Raw genomic sequence first — 17,261 nt, forward strand, 5'->3', positions numbered from 1 at the left:
CGGGAGCGAACGCGCCGTCAGGCGGTGGCGCGGTGGTCCGGGTCGTGCATCTCGCCGACCAGCTCCTCCAGCACGTCTTCCAGCATGACCACGCCGAGCGTGCGCCCGTCCTGGTCCAGCACGGCGGCCAGGTGGCAGGCGGCCCGGCGCATCGCGCCGAGGGCGTCGTCCAGCGGGAGGCTGCCGCGCAGCACCGTGATCGGGCGCCACAGGCGGGCCGGGACGGGCGTCGAGGGGTCCTCCACGTCGAGGATGTCCTTGAGGTGGAGGTAGCCCAGGTAGCCGTGGCCGGCCGGGTCGCCGTCGGTGACCGGGAAGCGCGAGAAGCCGGTGCGCAGCGCCAGCTGCTCGACCTCGGCGGCGGTCGCCTTGGTGTCCACGGTGACCAGCTGCTCGGGCTTGAGCAGCACCTCGGTGACCGGGCGGCGGCCCAGCTCCAGGGCGTCCTCCAGGCGCTCCTGGCGGCCTTCGTCGAGGAGGCCGGCATCCCGGGAGTCGACCAGCAGGTACATCAGCTGCTCGGTGGTGAAGACCGACTCGACCTCGTCCTTGGCGTCCACCCGGAACAGCTTCAGGATGCCGTTGGCGAAGGCGTTCAGCACCCGGATCACCGGGGCGAGCCAGCGGGCCAGCCGGTCCAGCGGCGGGCCGAGCCAGAGCGCGGCCTTCTCCGGGCCGGCCATGGCCATGTTCTTCGGCACCATCTCGCCCATCACCATGTGCAGGAAGACCACCACGGCGAGCGAGATCCCGTAGGAGAGCGGGTGCATCAGGCCGGACGGGACGCCGATCGCGTGGAACGGGCCCTCCAGCAGCGAGGCGATGGTCGGCTCGGCGAGGGCACCGAGTCCCAGCGAGCAGACGGTGATGCCGAGCTGGGCGGCGGCCAGCATCGCGGAGACGTTGGACAGCGCGTGCAGCACGGTGCGGGCGCGCTTGTGCCCGGCCTCGGCGAGCGGCTCGATCTGGCTGCGGCGCACCGAGACCACGGCGAACTCGGCGCCGACGAAGAAGGCGTTGCCGAGCAGGAGCAGCAGCGCGACGGCCAGTTGCAGGGCGGTCATCGGCTCTCCTCCCCGTGCTCGTCGAACTGCGCGGGCGCGGTGGTGCGCGCCACCCGCACCTCGGTGGTGCGGTGCCGGTCGACGCCGGTCACGGTGAAGCGCCAGCCGGGCAGCTCGGCCTGCTCACCCACCTCGGGGAGCTTGCCGAGCAGGTCGGCGACCAGACCGGCGAGGGTCTCGTACGGGCCGTCCGGGGCGCTCAGGCCGATCCGCTCCAGCTGGTCGATCCGGGCGCGGCCGTCGGCCGCCCAGACCGGCAGGCCGTCGACGGGCGGCAGCGGGAGCAGTTCGGGGTGGTCGTCGGGGTCGTGCTCGTCCTGCACCTCGCCGACGATCTCCTCGACGATGTCCTCGACGGTGACGACGCCGGCGGTGCCGCCGTACTCGTCGACCACGATGGCCATCGGCTGGAGGCGGCGCAGCTGGTCGAGCAGCCGCTCGGCGGGGAGCGTCTCGGGCACCAGCAGCGGCGGCGAGGCCAGCTCGGCGACCCGCACCGTGCCGCGCCGGGCGGCCGGGACGGCCAGGGCGTCCTTGAGCGTGACGATGCCGGTGACCTCGTCCACGCTGTCGGTGTAGACCGGGAAGCGGGACAGGCCGGTGGCCCGGGTCAGGTTGATGACGTCGGAGGCGGTGGCGTCGTGCTGGAGCGCGGCCACGTCCACCCGGGGGGTCATCACGGACTCGGCGGTCAGCTCGCCCAGGCCGAGGGTGCGGACGAACAGCGCCGCCGACTCCTCGTCTATCGCGCCGGCCTTGGCCGAGTGGCGGGCCAGCGAGACCAGCTCGTCCGGGGTGCGGGCGTGCCCCAGTTCCTCCTGCGGCTCGATGCCGAAGGCCCGGACGGTCCGGTCGGCGGCGCCGTTCAGGAGGCTGATCAGCGGGCGACAGGCGAAGGAGAACGCCATGTGCGGGGTGGCGACCGCGCGGGCCACCTGGAGCGGGCGGGAGATCGCCCAGTTCTTCGGAACCAGCTCGCCGATCACCATCTGGACCACGGTGGCCAGCACCATGCCGACGACCACGGCGACGCCGCGGGCGGCCGCGTCGGGCACGCCGATGCCGGACATCACGGGTGCGAGCAGGGTGGACAGGGCCGGCTCGGCGAGCATGCCGACCACCAGCGAGGTGACGGTGATGCCGAGCTGGGCGCCGGACAGTTCGAAGGAGAGGTGCCGCAGGGCCCTGGCGACACGGTGGGACTTGGCGTCGCCCGCCTCGGCGGCGCGCTCCACCGCCCCGCGCTCGACGGTCACGAAGGCGAACTCGGCGGCCACGAACAGGCCGTTGGCGAGGATCAGGAGAACGGCTGCGAGCAACAGCAGCCAGGCGGTGATCACAGTGCCGCCTGCCTTCCGGAGATCGGAAGTGAGGCGGCGCAGGTACTACTACCGGACGGATCGTCCATCGAGGGGGAGTGTCACTCCTCAGGTCGGTTTTCGGGCTCTCGATTTCGGGCAGGGCGAACTTTGCCCTGCTTTTACCAGCGTAGACCATACCCGGACGGGCGTAAGGTGCCCGTCCGGCCCGCCGGGGGCGGAGAACCCCAGGTGGGGGGCGTCCCGGCTTCGGGTCCCGGTGTCCTGGGCGGTCCCGGTGTCAGACCTGGGCGTGGTGCTCGACCAGGTCGCGCAGCGCGCGGGCGTCCGCGATCGCCTGGTCCCGGCCGACACCGGGCTGGATGCCGACCGCGGCGAGCGAAGTGCCGTCGGCGAGGTCGAGGGTGGCCCACGGGTCGCCCTGGCGGAGGTTGACCCGCACGATCTCGGCCCACGCGAGCCGGCGGCGGCGGACGAAGTTGACCACCGTCACACCCTCCGCGTCGGCGCTCACCCGCGGGCGGGCCAGCATCAGGCCGACGCCGGCGAACAGGAGGCCGCTGGCCGTCATCATGATCCGGTCGTTGAGCTGCCAGTTCTCCGGAAGCAGCACGGCCATCACGGAGAACAGCACCACCAGCAGCACGCAGACCGGCAGCAGCACGGCGCGGGTGCGGCGCGGCGCCCAGGTGACGGGGAACTCGACGGACGGCGTGGACACGTGGGTCTCCGGGGGTGGTTCTGGTGTGCGGCGGCTCTGGTCGCGGCAACGCGACGGGGCGGGGACGCGGTCGGCGTCCCCGCCCCATTGAACCGTTCTTTACTCGCGGACGGGCGAGCAGGTCACCCGAGCGGCGGGGTCAGAGGCGGCAGGCGTGGATGTTGGTGACCAGGATGGCGCGGGCACCGATGGCCCACAGGTCGTCCATGATCTGCTGGGCCTCCTTGCGCAGCACCATCGACCGCACCGCGACCCAGCCCTCGGTGTGCAGCGGCGAGACGGTCGGCGACTCCAGGCCCGGGGTGAGCGCGACGGCGGCGCTGACCTTCTCGGCGCGGATGTCGTAGTCCATCAGCACGTAGCGGCGGGCCACCAGCACGCCCTGGAGGCGGCGCAGGAACTGCTCGACCCGCGTGTCCTCGCCGGCGCCCTTGGGCCGGATCACCACGCTGTCGGAGACCAGGATCGGCTCGCCGAACACCTCCAGGCCGGCGTTGCGCAGGCTGGTGCCGGTCTCCACCACGTCGGCGATCACGTCGGCGACGCCCAGCTGCACCGCGGTCTCGACCGCGCCGTCCAGCTTGGTGACCGTCGCCTTCACGCCGTGGTCGGCCAGGTGCTGCTCGACCAGGCCGGTGTACGAGGTGGCGATCCGCAGGCCCTCCAGGCCCTTGACGTCCTCCACGTCGACGCCCTCGGGGCGGGCGAAGCGGAAGGTCGACCCGGCGAAGCCGAGGGCGAGCACCTCCTCGGCGTTGGAGTGCGAGTCCAGCAGCAGGTCGCGGCCGGTGATGCCGACGTCGAGGCGGCCGGAGCCGACGTAGACGGCGATGTCCCGCGGGCGGAGGAAGAAGAACTCCACCTCGTTGTTCGGGTCGACGAGGACGAGCTCCTTGGGGTCCTTCCGCTGGCGGTAGCCGGCCTCATGGAGCATCTCCGCCGCGGGACCCGAGAGAGAACCCTTGTTGGGGACGGCGATGCGCAGCATGGGAAGTGCTTCCTTACCTGTTGGGAGGGGGTGTGCTCGTGCTCGTGGGGTACGTGCGGCGGGGTGTCTAGAGGTACTTGTAGACGTCGTCGAGGGTCAGTCCGCGGGCGATCATCATCACCTGAACGTGGTAGAGGAGCTGCGAGATCTCCTCGGCCGTCTGCTCGTCCGACTGGAACTCGGCGGCCATCCAGACCTCGGCGGCCTCCTCGACGACCTTCTTGCCGATCGAATGGACGCCCTGCTGGACGAGCTGGGCGGTGCGGGAGGACGCGGGGTCGCCGGTGGCGGCCTTCTGCTGGAGCTCGGCGAAGAGCTCCTCGAATGTCTTCGAAGCCATGATGGGAGCCACCATACGGCGTGTGGGCTGACGGGCGGTAAACGGTCCCGGAGGGTGGACAGTCCGTGGACGTCCGTGGACTGTCCTGCGGCTTTCCACGCTCCGGGACCGCGGGGAGGGCTCGGGCCGCCTCAGAGCGCGGCGCGCAGCACCGCGGCGGTGGCGACGGCGGCGGTGACGGCCTCGTGGCCCTTGTCCTCGGCGGAGCCCGGCAGGCCCGCGCGGTCGATCGCCTGCTCCTCGGTGTCGCAGGTCAGCACACCGAAGCCGACCGGGACGCCGGTGTCCACGCTGACCTGGGTGAGGCCGCTGGTGGCCGCCTGGCAGACGTAGTCGAAGTGCGGGGTGCCGCCTCGGATGACCACGCCGAGGGCGATCACGGCGTCGTAGCCGCGCTCGGCGAGGCGCTTGGCGGCGACCGGCAGCTCGAAGGTGCCGGGCACCCGTACGACGGTCGGCTCGGCGATGCCCAGCTCCTTGAGGGCCCGGTGGGCGCCGTCCAGCAGGCCGTTCATCACCTTGTCGTGCCACTGGGCGGCGACGACGGCGACCTTGAGGTCGGCGGCGCCGTCGATGGTCAGCTGGGGGGCTCCGTGGCCGCTCATGTCTGTCTTCCGTTCTCTGGTGCGGGACGTCTCGGACGCAGGACGTTTCAGGGGTTCAGGAGTCGAGGCCGGGCAGGTCGTGGCCCATCCGGTCGCGCTTGGTGCGCAGGTAGCGCAGGTTGTGCTCGCTGGGCGCGATCTCGACCGCCTCGCGCCCCTTGACCTTGAGCCCGTGCTCGGTGAGCGCGGTCAGCTTCTCCGGGTTGTTGGTGATCAGGCTGAGCGAGCGGACGCCGAGGTCCACCAGCATCTGGGCGGCGATGCTGTAGTCGCGGGCATCGGCGGGCAGACCGAGGTCCAGGTTGGCGTCGACGGTGTCCCGCCCCTGCTCCTGGAGCTCGTACGCGCGCAGCTTGTGGGCCAGGCCGATGCCCCGCCCCTCGTGGCCGCGCAGGTACAGCACCACGCCGCGCCCGGCCTCGGCGACCCGCCGCAGCGAGGCCTCCAGCTGGGGGCCGCAGTCGCAGCGCAGCGAGCCGAAGACGTCGCCGGTCAGGCACTCGGAGTGGACCCGCACCAGGACGTCCTCCCCCTCCGGCAGCCGGCCCTGCGCGTCCAGGCCGCCGGCCACCAGCGCCAGGTGCTCGACGCCGTCGAGGGTGCCCTTGTAGCCGACGGCGGTGAACTCGCCGTGCGCGGTGGGCAGCGCGGTGACGGCGGCCCGGTCGACGTGCAGCTCGGTGCGGCGGCGGTAGGCGATCAGGTCCTCGATGGAGATGATCGCGAGGCCGTGCCGGCGGGCGAAGGCGACCAGTTCGGGCAGCCGGGCCATGGTGCCGTCGTCGTTGACCACCTCGGCGATCGCGCCGGCCGGCGACAGCCCGGCGAGCCGGGCCAGGTCGACGGCGGCCTCGGTGTGGCCGGGGCGGACCAGCACGCCGCCCTCGACGGCGCGCAGCGGGAAGACGTGCCCGGGGCGGGTGAGGTCGCCGGGCTCGGTGCCGGGCGAGGAGAGCAGCCGTACGGTGCGGGCGCGGTCGGCGGCGGAGATGCCGGTGTCGACCCCGTCCCTGGCGTCCACCGAGACGGTGTACGCGGTGCCCTTGCGGTCCTCGTTGACCTGGGTCATCGGCGGGAGCTTGAGGCGGTCCAGCTCCTCGCCGGTCATCGGGACGCAGATCACGCCGGAGCTGTAGCGGATGGTGAAGGCCATCAGCTCGGGGGTGGCGGCGGAGGCGGCGAAGACGAGGTCGCCCTCGTTCTCGCGGTCCTCGTCATCGACCACGACCACGGCGCGGCCGAGGGCGATGTCAGCGATCGCCCGCTCGACCGGATCGAGGACGAGTTCGAGGTCCTCGGTCTCGCCGGCGCGGGTCTGGTTCTCGGTCATGCCGTGGCTCCTTTCGGGACAGTGACGGAGTTGACGCGCGGTTCACGGGTGCTCAGCCACCAGGAACGCAGGCCGAGCAGCACCAGGACGAAGTAGACGGAGTAGGTGAGGCCGGAGAAGGTGTAGCCGCTGTTGAAGGCGAACGGCACGCCGACCGCGTCGACCGCGATCCAGGCGAACCAGAACTCCACCCAGCCGCGGGCCTGGGCGACCATCGCGGCCAGCGTGCCGACGAAGATGTAGGCGTCCGACCAGGGGCTCCAGGACAGGCTGGGGAAGGACGTGAAGAGCAGGGCGAGCGCGACCGTGCCGACCGCCGTGCCCGCCGCCAGCGCGATCCGCTCGCGCCAGCTCGCGAACCGGACGGCGATCGTGCCGCTGTCGCGGCGGCCCCGCCGCCACTGCGCCCAGCCCCAGGAGGCGGTGACGATCACGATCAGCTGCTTGCCGATCAGGCCGGGGACGTGGCCGCCGAGGTAGGCGGCGATCAGCACCGCGCCGGACAGCAGCTGGACCGGCCAGCTCCAGACGGAACGGCGCCAGCCGAGCGCGAGCCCGCCGAGGCCGAAGATGTTGCCGATCATGTCGGCCCACTTGACGTGTTCGCCGAGGACGGTGAACGCCTCGCCGCTGAGCCAGCTCATCGGGACTCCCCCTGGGTTCCTTCGGTCGGCAGGTCGGACAGGTTCGGGACGGCGGGGAGGGTGCGGGACTCCAGGAGCCGCTCGACGTACTTCGCGAGCACGTCCACCTCCAGGTTCACGCTCTCGCCGACGGTCTTGATGCCCAGCGTGGTCAGCGCGAGGGTGGTCGGGATGAGGCTGACGGTGAAGCTGTCCCGGGCGGCCTCCACCACGGTGAGGCTGACGCCGTCGACCGTGATCGAGCCCTTCTCCACCAGGTAGCGGGAGATGGTGTCGGGCAGCGAGAACCGCAGTACCTCCCAGCGCAGTTCGCCGGCCGCGTCACGCTCGCCGGGCTCGCGGCTCAACAGCCGCCCCGTGGCGTCGACATGGCCCTGGACGAGGTGGCCGCCCAGCCGGGCGCCGAGCGCCATGGCGCGTTCCAGGTTGACCCGGGAGCCGGGCTTCAACTCGCCGAGGCTGGAGCGGTTCAGCGTCTCGGCCATCACGTCGGCGCTGAACTCACCGGTGCCGGCGGCCAGTTCCTCCGGGCCGTCGACGACGGTCAGGCAGACGCCGTTGACCGCGATGGAGTCGCCGTGACGGGCACCGGTACAGACCACCGGGCCACGCAGACGGATGCGCGAGGAGTCGCCGATCTCCTCGATCGACACGACCTCGCCGAGCTCTTCGATGATGCCGGTGAACACCCGGGTTCTCCTCGCGCTTGGGCGCGGACTCCGGGGCGGCATGGGAGATGACACGGACGGGCACCGGCACACGGGCGGCGGACGCGACCCGTCACCGGGATGCCCGAAGCCACCGGGAGATCGCTCGCCCGGCACGGGAGACACCGCTCCCGTCGATACACCTGACCGAGGCCGAGGGAAGGCTGCGCCGACCGCTGGACCACGGGTACTGCTCTTCGTCCGCCCGCGCACGCCTCCCATCCGGACTTTAACCGTCGGTCCAGGAATTTCACCTGGTCAACCGGCCGCTGGCTGCGGACGGGTCGCGGACTGTAACCGCCGGTTCGGATTTTCACCGACCCCGGAGTGCGCTGAACGTCACTGCTTGATGCCGACATTGTGCCACGGACGGCTCAAGCCGGGGAGGGCCTGTCGCTGTGGCCTGATTCACGGGCCGGCCGGGAATGCGCGCCTCGGCACTCTCGGGGACCCTGTCGGGCCGGAGGCCTCAGAGGGCGGCCTGGGCGGTGATCGACGTGAAGTGGGTGACCTCCGGAGGGTGGGCGAGGTAGCGCAGCTCGCCCTCCGACCAGACCGGCCGGATCCGCCACATCGGCCCCGCGTACCCGCGCAGGGCCTCCTCGTCGCGCCAGCGGCTCACCACGAGCACCCGGTGCCCCTCCTCGGACATCGAGCGCAGCAGTTCACCGCCGAAGCAGCCGTCCGTACGCCCCAGCTGCGGGATCACCTGGCCGACCAGGTGCGCGCAGAACTCCTCGATGCGACCGGCCAGGACCTGCCCGGCCCAGATTCTGACGATCACGACCACCACCTCCGGCTGCGGCTGGCGTCCCTGGCCCCATTATGAGCGGAAAACCGCTGGTGGGGAGGGGTGGGGACCGAGATCTTCCAGGGGGCCTCCGGGGGGTGCGGCGCGGGGTGCGGCGCGGGGTGCGGCCGGGGTGCGGCGAGCGGCCTCGACTACATTCCCGGTATGACGATCACACCGGAATCTGCCGTTCCGTCAATCATCGGGCCGAACCCGCCGGGCGGGCTGTTCGACGCCCTCCGCGCGGGCGCGCTCAGCGACCCCGAGCAGCTGCGCGAGGTGTACGAGCAGCCCGGCGAGCACGCGCGCCGCAAGCAGGTCGACCACCTGCACGAGGTCGCCCAGCGCCTGATCGCCTGCTCCCCGCTGGTGTTCGTGGCCAGCACGGACGCGGCCGGGCGCTGCGACGTCTCCCCGCGCGGCGGACCGGCCGGGCTGGTCTCGGTGCTCGACGAGTACACCCTGGCCATACCGGACGCCACCGGCAACAAGCGGCTGGACACCCTGCACAACGTCGTGGAGACCGGCCGGATCGGCCTGCTCTTCGTCGTCCCGGGCCGGGACGCCACGCTGCGGGTCAACGGGCGGGCCTGCGTCTCGACCGACCCGGAGCTGCTGCGGCAGCTGACCGCCGTCGGCAAGCCGCCGCGCAGCGCGATCGTGGTCGCGGTGGAGGAGGTGTACGGGCACTGCCCGAAGGCCTTCCTGCGCTCCTCGGCGTGGAAGCCGGAGAACTGGCTCGCCAAGGACGCCCAGCCGAGTTCGGCGGAGGTCACCCTCTCGCACCTGCGGGACGAGTCGCTGACCGTGGAGATGATCGAGCAGACCGAGCGGGAGGCCCTGCTGTACCGGTACGAGTGAACCGGTCGGGGCGGGATGCCGGGGGCGGGCCCCCGGGGCGGGCTTCGTGGGGGTGCGGCGACGGCGGCCGGTGGTTTGAATGGACGGATGGACTGCGTCTTCTGTGCGGTGGTGGCGGGCGAGGAGCCGGCGCACCGGGTGCTGGACGACGAGGTGGCGGTCGCCTTCCTGGACCGTCGGCCGCTGTTCCCCGGACACGTCCTGGTCGTGCCGCGCGCCCACCACCCGACGCTGGCCGACCTGCCGGCGACCGAGGTCGGGCCGTTCTTCCTGCGGGTGCAGCGGGTGGCGGCGGCCGTCGAGCACGGCCTGGGCGCGGCGGGCAGCTTCGTGGCGGCGAACAACCGGATCAGCCAGTCGGTGCCGCACCTGCACGTCCACGTGGTGCCGCGCAATCCGAAGGACGGGCTGCGCGGGTTCTTCTGGCCGCGCCGGCGGTACCCGGACGAGGCGGGGGCGGCGGAGGTCGCGGCCCGGCTGCGGGCGGCCCTGGAGGGCTGAGCCTGTCGTTCGTACGGCGTGGGGAGCAGCGGGACGTACCTCACCGGGAGCATCGGCGGGGATCGAAATCCTTTTCCGGGCTGACGATCCGGCCGGTGGGGGCGCCTAGGCTCACGAGCATGAACGAACTCTCCCGCCTCGTGCAGCAGACGGCCGACCGACTCGCGGGCCGACACGTCGGGGCGGTGGTCGCCGGGCTGGCCGGCGGTGGCGTGGAGATACGCGGCGCGGGGCGGGTCGGCCCGGGTGGCGGGGCGCCCGGACCGCGCACGCTGTTCGAAATAGGCTCCGTCACCAAGGTGTTCACCTCGCTCGCCCTCGCGGGGCTGGCCCTCGGCGGCCGGGCCGGCCTGGACGAGCCGCTCGCCGAGGTGCTCACCGGGCCTGAAGGCGGGCCGGCCGTCGTCCCGGCCAGGGGCGCGCAGCCGATCACCCTCCGGCACCTCGCCACCCACACCTCGGGGCTCCCCCGACTGCCCCGGGGCATGCTGGCGACGTCCCTGCTGGCGCCCAACAAGCCTGATCCGTACGCCGATTGCACCGCCGAGCGGGTGCTCGACGGGCTCGCCCGGACGCGGCTGCGGGCCGTGCCGGGCCGCAGCTTCCGCTACTCCAACCTCGGCGCGGGGCTGCTCGGCCTGGCCCTCGCCCAGCGGTCCGGCAGCGGGTACGAGGAGTTGGTGGCCCGCGAGGTCTGCACGCCGCTGGGCCTGGTGGACACCTGTGTGCGGTCGGACGCGGAGCAGTCCGCACGGCTGGCGCACGGGCACACCCAGGGCGGTCGGCCAGTGCCGTACTGGGACTTGGCGGCCATCCCCGGCATGGGCGGGCTCCGGTCGACGGCCGCCGACCTCGCGGTGTTCCTGCGGGCCCAACTGGCCGCCGGGCAGGGGCCGGAGGGGCCGCTGTCGCCCGCGATCGCCCTCACCCGGGAGACCCGCCACCGGGTCAACCCGTTCGCCTGGACGCATCTGGGCTGGCTCGGCCACCGGCTGCACACCCAGCAGGGCGGGCACCTCCAGATCTGGCACAACGGGGGCACCGGCGGGTTCAGGTCCTTCCTGGCCTTCGACCCGGAGAAGCAGGTGGGCGTGGTGGTGCTGGCCAACACCCGCCGCCCGCCCGATCCGGTCGGCACGGCGCTGCTGCGCAGACTCCAGAGCGAGTTCGCGCCGGCGGGGTGAGGGCCGGGCGGCGGCCCACCACGGGAGGCGGAGCCCGGCGTCGCCGCTGTCCACCCCGGTGGCGAAGGGTTCCGGTCGGGGCGAGATGATGGCGGAGGCGTTTCGGTCCACTATGTGCCGATTGGCACTGTCGGCGGAGGCACCGAGCCATCGATGCCGGGAATCCGGCAAGGGAAGCCGGCAGTAACGGTTCCAGCGGGGAACTCCGCCGAACGAAAGGGGGGCCGACATGGCGGTGACGTGGTCGCCGACCCGGGTGCGATCGGTCGGTGCCGTCGGCGCGACCGGTTCGGTCGGCCCGGCCGGTCGGCTCGGCCCGGTGGTGCGGGTGTACCGGCGGTTGCGGCCGCTGTCCCGACGGGCCCGGGTGTGGCTGCACTCCTGCGGGGTGGCCTTCGCCCTGATGGTCTGCCTGGTACTCGGCGAGTGGTGGCCCGCGGCCGTACTGGCCGCCGCCGCGGTGGTCGCGGTGAGCGGGTACGAGCGGCTGCGGCCGGTGCCCGGACTGCGGTCCGTACGGGTCCACGAGGGCGGGGTGGTGCTGGTCTCGGCAGGCGGGCGCGAGAAGCCGCTGCCCTGGAGCGCGATGGAGGCCACCGAATACTCCCCCGGCGGGCCGCGCGGGGCGTGCGAGCACGGGCGAATATGGCCAGCGGGCGCGGACGAGCCCGTGGAGCTGGCGCACCTGCGCGGACTGGACGGGCTGTTCCGGGAGCTGGAGGAGCGCCTCTCCCCCCGGCTGCGGGCCGCTCTGCACGAGACGCTGCGCACCGAAGGGAGCGTCCGCTTCGCCCGGGGGCGACTGACGGTGACGGCCGGCGGGCTGGTGCACCGGCCGCCGCACCCGCTGGCCGCGACGGAGTCCTACCGCTGGACGGAGGTGCACTCGGCCCGGGCGTCCGGCCTCGGCGAGTTGGAGATCCGGACGCACTCGGCCGGCCTTCCGCTCACCTTCCCGGTGCCCAACGCCCGTGCGGCCGCGGGCTTCCTGGAAGGCCTGCGAACGGCCGCCGGGTACCACCCTTAGGGGTACAGCGGGCCATCCCCGGAAGGGATCGATACCTCCCTGAGCGGACGTCAACTTCCTTGCCGGAGAATTACGGTCGCCGACATGATCCGACTTCGCACGACCATTGCCGCGACAGCCTTGCTGCTCGCCCTGCCGCTGTCCGTCGCCGCTGCCGTTCCCGCTCTGGCCGTTCCCGCTCCGGCCGCACCCGCCCTGACCGCGCCGCCCGTCAACTCCGCCTCCGCTGCGGCCGATCCGGCCACCCGGACCGCCGCCCGGATCGAACTCCCCCGCCCCACCGGGCCGTACGCGGTCGGACAGGAGGTGCTGCACCTGGTGGACCAGGACCGTCCGGACCCGTGGGTGCCCTCCGCCGGTCCGCGCCAGCTCATGGTCTCGATGTACTACCCCGCGCACGCCGGGACGGGCACCCCGGCGCCGTACATGACGCCGGACGCCGCCCGGGCATTGCTGGACGGGAAGCTGCCGGGCAACACCATCCCGACCGAGGCGGTGTCCGGCACCCGGACGTGGGCGGAGTCCGGGGCGCGCCCGCAGGGTGGCCACTACCCGCTGGTGGTCCTGTCGCCCGGCTTCACCATGCCGCGCGCCACGCTCAGCGGCCTCGCCGAGGACCTGACCAGCCACGGCTACGTCGTCGCGGTGATCGACCACACCTACGAGAACACCGGGACCACCCTCCCCGACGGTCGGACGCTCCCCTGTGAGGCCTGCGGAAAGGTCGACGGTGACGAGGCCGCGGCCCGACTGGAGGAGGGCCGGGCGAAGGACGTCTCCTTCGTCATCGACCGGCTGACCGACCGCCCGCACCCGGCCTGGCGCTACGCCCGGCTGATCGACCGCGACCGGATCGGCATGGCCGGGCACTCGGTCGGCGGCGCCTCCACCGTCCCGGCCCTGCTCACCGACGACCGGATCCGGGCCGGGGTGAACATGGACGGCAGCATGTTCTACCTGGTGCCCCAGACCGGCCTCAAGGGCAAGCCGTTCATGATGATCGGCCACCCGCTGGACGACGGCGGCGAGGACAAGAGCTGGGTCACGAGCTGGGCCCGGCTGGACGGCTGGAAGCGCCTGCTGACCGTCGACGGGACCGACCACGGCAGTTTCACCGACTTTCCGCTCTTCTTCGACGGTCTCGGCCTCCCCAAGGGCCCGCACACCACCATCGACAGCGAGCGCGCCGTCGACCTCACCCGGCAGTACGTCGGGGCGTTCTTCGACCTCCAGCTGAAGGGCGTCCCGCAGCCGCTGCTGGACGGGCCGAGCGCCGCCAACCCGGAGGTGCGGTTCACCCCCTGAGAGGAGCCCGCCGGCCCCCGTCCGAGCGCCGTCGGGCGGGGGCCGGCCCGGGGCACGGGGAGCGGGTGAGCGGGGCCGGTGCGAAGATGGCAGGGCTGGTGGGAACGATCTCCCGACGGTTTCTGGGACGGTTCTCTGACCATGGTTGACGACTATGTGCAGCGCCCGGGGCAGTCGCGGCAGGACGCCCTGCTGATGGTGCCGATCGCCACGGCGCTGATCGATGCCGACGGGCGGATCCTGCACTGGAGCAGTGACGCGGAGGCGCTGCTCGGATACCGCGCGCAGGAGGCGGTGGGAGCGCGGGCGGCGCAGCTGCTGGCCTCGGAGGAGAACCTGCCGGAGGTGCTCCGGCTGTTCCGGCAGATCCTGGGGGGCCAGTCGTGGTCCGGGGTGTTCCCGGTGCGCCACCAGGACGGGCACCTGGTGAGCCTGGAGTTCCGCACCCACCCGATCCGCGGCCCCGGCGGCTCCCGGATGGTGCTGGCGGTGGCCTCCGAGATGACCACCCTGCACCGGCTCCAGACGGACCTGGCGCTCCTCGACGGGTTCTTCACCCAGTCCCCGGTGGGCATGGCGGTGTTCGACACCGAACTGCGCTTCGTCCGCTTGAACGAGGCGCTGGCCCAGCTGAACGGCCTGGGCCTGGAGGAGCCGCTGGGCCGCCGGATCCCCGAGGTGCTGCCCGGGATCAACGGTCCCGAGTCCGAGGAGATGGTCCGCCGGGTCCTGGCGACCGGCGTGCCGGTGGTGGACGACCTGGCGCACGGCCGAACCCCTGCCAATCCGCACCACGACCGCGCCTGGTCGGCCTCCTACTTCCGCTTGAAGGACCGCGGCGGCCGGGTGCTCGGGGTGTGCGCCACGGTCATCGACATCACCGAGCGCTTCCATGCCGACGCCCGGGCGGCCCGCGCCCAGGAGCGGCTGGCCCTGCTGGTGGACGCGACCGCCTCGATCGGCACCACGCTGGACCTGCGGCAGACCGCCCGGGAGCTGGCCGACGCGATGGTGCCCAGGGTCTCCGACATCAGCGCGGTGTTCGGGCTGGAGGAGCTGGTGGCCGACCGCAACGTCGAGCCGCCCGCGCCGGACGCCCCGCTGCTGGTGCGCCGCCTGGCGATCACCTCCTCCGACGCGCTCTACCCGGCCGAGGTGCCGCCGGTGGACGCCGTCTACGAGCTGCCGCCGGACTCCCCGTACGCCCGGGCGCTGACCACCGGACGGACGGTGGTGGTGCCGTCCTGGGAGCTGGAGATGCTCAGCGACGGCATCAACGAGAGCCGCCGCCAGGCCTACCTCGGCGACCGGCCGCGCTCGGTGCGGATCACCCCGCTGGTGGCGCGCGGCACCACGCTCGGCATGGTGGTCTACTCGCGGCGCGGCTCGCGCGAGTCCTTCGCGGAGGCCGACATCACGCTGGGCGACGAACTCGCCTCGCGCGCGGCCGTCGCGATCGACAACGCCCGGCTGTACCTGCGCCAGCACCAGACCGTGCTGGCCCGGCAGCAGGCGCTGCGCGAGGCGAGGGCCGCGCAGGAGCGGCTGGCGCTGGTGAACGTGGCCTCCACCCGGATCGGCACCACCCTCGATCTCACCCAGACGGCCCAGGAGTTGGCGGAGGTGGCGACGCCCAGGCTGGCCGACGCGGTGGTGGTGGAGGTGCTGGAGGACCTGGTCCGCGGCGAGCGCGAGGCGACCGCCCCGGCGGACGGTTCGGCCCTGCTGCGCCGGATGGCCTTCCACGCGGAGAACGGCTCGACCCTGGCGCCGATCGCCCGCACCGGCAACCTGCACCGCTTCGTGCCCGGCTCGCCGTACGCGTGGTGCCTGGCGCACCGCGAGCCGGTGGTCATCCCGCGGATGGACGAGGAGGGCATGGCCTGGTTCGCCGACGACCCGGTGCGCACCGCCGCCGTACGGGAGCAGAACGTGCTGTCGTTCATGGTCGTCCCGCTGATCGCGCGCGGCAGCCCGGTCGGCGTGGCGGGCTTCTACCGCACCCTGGACGATCGCCCGTACGAGGACGACGACGTGGCGCTGGCCGGGGAGTTGGCGGTGCGGGCGGCCGTCTCGATCGACAACGCGCTGCTGTTCACCCGCGAGCGCGACGCGGCCGCCGCCCGGCAGCGGGCGCTGGACGAGGCCTGGGCCGCCCAGCAGCGGCTGTCGCTGCTGAACGAGGCCAGCAACCGGATCGGCACCACCCTCGATCTGCACCGCACCGCACGGGAGTTGGTGGAGATGGTGGTCCCGCGCTTCGCCGACTTCGTCACCGTGGACCTGCGCGACGCGGTGCTCAGCGGCGAGGAGCCCGGCCCCGTCCCGGCCGAGGGCGGGGTGCTGATGCGCACGGTGGCGGTCAGCGACCCGGGCCCGGACGCGGGCCCCGGCATGCAGGGGGCCGCCGACCTGGTCGGCGAGGCCTCCCAGTCCGCCCAGTTGTACGCGCAGAGCCTGCGCACCCGGCGCTCGATCCTGGTCGCCGAGGTGACCGAGGAGGAGCTGCGCCGGATCGTCGCCTCGCCCGACCGGGTGAAGCCGTGCCTGGACTCCGGGGTGCACTCGTACCTGATGGTGCCACTGGTGGCGCGCGGACAGGTGCTGGGCGGCGCGGAGTTCGTCCGCACCGGCAACCCCGCGCCGTTCGGCCCGGCGGACCGCTCGCTGGCCGAGGAGCTGGCCGCCCGCACCGCCCTGGCGATCGACAACGGCCGGCTCTACCGCCGCGAGCGGGACACCGCGCTCACCCTCCAGCGCAGCCTGCTGCCCCAGGAGGTGCACCGCACCCTCGGGCTGGACCTGGCCTACCGCTACCTGCCCAGCAGCGTGGTCAGCGAGGTCGGCGGCGACTGGTTCGACGTGGTGCCGCTGTCCTCCGGGCGGGTCGCGCTGATCGTCGGCGACGTGATGGGCCACGGCATCCGGGCCGCCGCCACCATGGGCCAACTCCGCACAGCGGCACGGACGTTGATCACCCTGGACCTCGATCCGGCACGGGTGCTGTACCGGTTGGACGAGGCCACCGGGACGGTCGGCGAGGGGCAGTTCGCCACCTGCGTCTGCGTGGTGTACGACCCGGTGGACCGCCGCTGCGTCGCGGCCAGCGCCGGGCACCTGCCGCCCGTGGTCGCCGACACCGAGGGGAACGCCCACCTGATCGAACTGCCCTCCGGCACCCCGCTGGGCGTGGGCGGAGTCCCGTTCGAGACGGCCGAGTTCACCCTCCCCGAGGAGGGGATCCTGACCCTCTACACCGACGGGCTGGTCGAGCGCCGCGGCCAGGACCTGGACGAGGGACTGGAGTTGCTGTGCCGGATGGTCGCCGACCGGCGCGGCTCGCTGGAGCAGACCTGCGACGCCGTCCTGACCCGGCTCACCGAGACCACCGGCGAGGACGACATCGCCGTCATCATGGCGCAGGTCCGCCCGCAGGGCGCGGACCGGATCGCCACCCTGCCGCTCACCGGCGACCACGCGATGGTCGCCCACTCGCGCCGCTTCACCCGCGAGACCCTGGCCGCCTGGGGCCTGGGCGCACTCGCCGACTGGGCCGAGCTGCTCACCAGCGAGCTGATCACCAACGCCCTGGTGCACGCCGGATCGCCCACCCAGCTCAGGCTGTTCTGCAACCGGGTGCTCACCGTCGAGGTCGCCGACCAGGAGACCGAGATCCCCCGGATCCGCCGCGCCCGCAGCGAGGACGAGGGCGGCCGCGGCATCCACCTGGTCAACGAACTCGCGCACCGCTGGGGCAGCCGCCGGACCCAGGACGGCAAGGTGGTCTGGTTCGAGCTGGAACTGCCCCCGGGCTACCGCTAGGAACGCCCTGGCCTGCGCCGACAACGGGCGGTTGTCGACGGGGTGCCGCGGTT

At 72.9% G+C, this 17,261-nt stretch carries 16 protein-coding genes and 1 riboswitch; of the genes, 6 read left to right on the forward strand and 10 right to left on the reverse strand.

Annotation, left to right across the window (positions count from 1 at the left end):
* Positions 1-17: 17 nt before the first annotated feature.
* The 10 genes from QWJ13_RS00965 to QWJ13_RS01010 form a co-directional block, all read right to left on the reverse strand.
* Positions 18-1,064, reverse strand: a complete 1,047-nt coding sequence (locus QWJ13_RS00965; RefSeq protein ID WP_316519860.1) for a hemolysin family protein — start codon at positions 1,062-1,064, stop codon at positions 18-20.
* Entirely contained in the window at positions 1,061-2,404 is a 1,344-nt protein-coding gene (locus tag QWJ13_RS00970; protein ID WP_316519861.1) for a hemolysin family protein, read from the reverse strand. The genes QWJ13_RS00965 and QWJ13_RS00970 overlap by 4 nt, the downstream gene beginning before the upstream one ends.
* A 259-nt stretch (positions 2,405-2,663) precedes the next feature.
* Complete coding sequence (locus tag QWJ13_RS00975) at positions 2,664-3,104, reverse strand: PH domain-containing protein (RefSeq protein WP_316519862.1); 441 nt, start codon at positions 3,102-3,104, stop codon at positions 2,664-2,666.
* Between the two features lie 139 nt (positions 3,105-3,243).
* Complete coding sequence (gene hisG, locus QWJ13_RS00980; protein WP_316519863.1) at positions 3,244-4,092, reverse strand: ATP phosphoribosyltransferase; 849 nt, start codon at positions 4,090-4,092, stop codon at positions 3,244-3,246.
* A 67-nt stretch (positions 4,093-4,159) separates the two neighbouring features.
* Positions 4,160-4,432, reverse strand: coding sequence for a phosphoribosyl-ATP diphosphatase (locus QWJ13_RS00985; RefSeq protein WP_316519864.1), 273 nt, complete (start codon positions 4,430-4,432; stop codon positions 4,160-4,162).
* Positions 4,433-4,563: 131 nt separating this feature from the next.
* Positions 4,564-5,037 (reverse strand): 6,7-dimethyl-8-ribityllumazine synthase, encoded by a 474-nt coding sequence (gene ribH, locus QWJ13_RS00990; protein WP_316519866.1) that lies wholly within the window; start codon positions 5,035-5,037, stop codon positions 4,564-4,566.
* A gap of 55 nt (positions 5,038-5,092) precedes the next feature.
* Positions 5,093-6,367, reverse strand: coding sequence for a bifunctional 3,4-dihydroxy-2-butanone-4-phosphate synthase/GTP cyclohydrolase II (locus QWJ13_RS00995; RefSeq protein ID WP_316519867.1), 1,275 nt, complete (start codon positions 6,365-6,367; stop codon positions 5,093-5,095).
* Entirely contained in the window at positions 6,364-7,011 is a 648-nt protein-coding gene (locus QWJ13_RS01000) for a nicotinamide mononucleotide transporter family protein (RefSeq protein WP_316519868.1), read from the reverse strand. Before QWJ13_RS01000 ends, QWJ13_RS00995 begins: the two co-directional genes overlap by 4 nt.
* Positions 7,008-7,700 (reverse strand): riboflavin synthase, encoded by a 693-nt coding sequence (locus tag QWJ13_RS01005; RefSeq protein ID WP_316519869.1) that lies wholly within the window; start codon positions 7,698-7,700, stop codon positions 7,008-7,010. Before QWJ13_RS01005 ends, QWJ13_RS01000 begins: the two co-directional genes overlap by 4 nt.
* A gap of 224 nt (positions 7,701-7,924) precedes the next feature.
* A riboswitch (FMN riboswitch) is annotated at positions 7,925-8,052 on the reverse strand.
* Between the two features lie 135 nt (positions 8,053-8,187).
* A complete protein-coding gene (locus QWJ13_RS01010) occupies positions 8,188-8,502 on the reverse strand; it encodes an antibiotic biosynthesis monooxygenase family protein (RefSeq protein ID WP_316519871.1) in 315 nt (104 codons plus the stop codon).
* Between the two features lie 171 nt (positions 8,503-8,673).
* Here QWJ13_RS01010 and QWJ13_RS01015 point away from each other — a divergent pair, with 171 nt between their 5' ends.
* The 6 genes from QWJ13_RS01015 to QWJ13_RS01040 all read left to right on the forward strand — a co-directional run bounded on the left by QWJ13_RS01015 (position 8,674) and on the right by QWJ13_RS01040 (position 17,208).
* Positions 8,674-9,369, forward strand: coding sequence for an MSMEG_1061 family FMN-dependent PPOX-type flavoprotein (locus QWJ13_RS01015; RefSeq protein WP_316519872.1), 696 nt, complete (start codon positions 8,674-8,676; stop codon positions 9,367-9,369).
* 87 nt (positions 9,370-9,456) lie between these two features.
* Positions 9,457-9,870 carry an HIT family protein gene (locus QWJ13_RS01020; RefSeq protein WP_316519873.1) on the forward strand — a complete coding sequence of 138 codons (414 nt, stop codon included), beginning with the start codon at positions 9,457-9,459 and terminating at the stop codon, positions 9,868-9,870.
* Between the two features lie 119 nt (positions 9,871-9,989).
* Positions 9,990-11,054, forward strand: coding sequence for a serine hydrolase domain-containing protein (locus QWJ13_RS01025; protein ID WP_316519874.1), 1,065 nt, complete (start codon positions 9,990-9,992; stop codon positions 11,052-11,054).
* Positions 11,055-11,283: 229 nt separating this feature from the next.
* Positions 11,284-12,081, forward strand: coding sequence for a hypothetical protein (locus QWJ13_RS01030; RefSeq protein ID WP_316519875.1), 798 nt, complete (start codon positions 11,284-11,286; stop codon positions 12,079-12,081).
* An 84-nt stretch (positions 12,082-12,165) separates the two neighbouring features.
* On the forward strand, positions 12,166-13,386 hold the full coding sequence (locus tag QWJ13_RS01035) for an alpha/beta hydrolase family protein (RefSeq protein ID WP_316519877.1): 1,221 nt from the start codon (positions 12,166-12,168) through the stop codon (positions 13,384-13,386).
* A 141-nt stretch (positions 13,387-13,527) separates the two neighbouring features.
* On the forward strand, positions 13,528-17,208 hold the full coding sequence (locus QWJ13_RS01040) for a SpoIIE family protein phosphatase (protein WP_316519878.1): 3,681 nt from the start codon (positions 13,528-13,530) through the stop codon (positions 17,206-17,208).
* Positions 17,209-17,261 lie beyond the last annotated feature (53 nt).

It is taken from the genome of Kitasatospora brasiliensis (assembly GCF_032654805.1).
Taxonomy (GTDB): domain Bacteria; phylum Actinomycetota; class Actinomycetes; order Streptomycetales; family Streptomycetaceae; genus Kitasatospora; species Kitasatospora brasiliensis.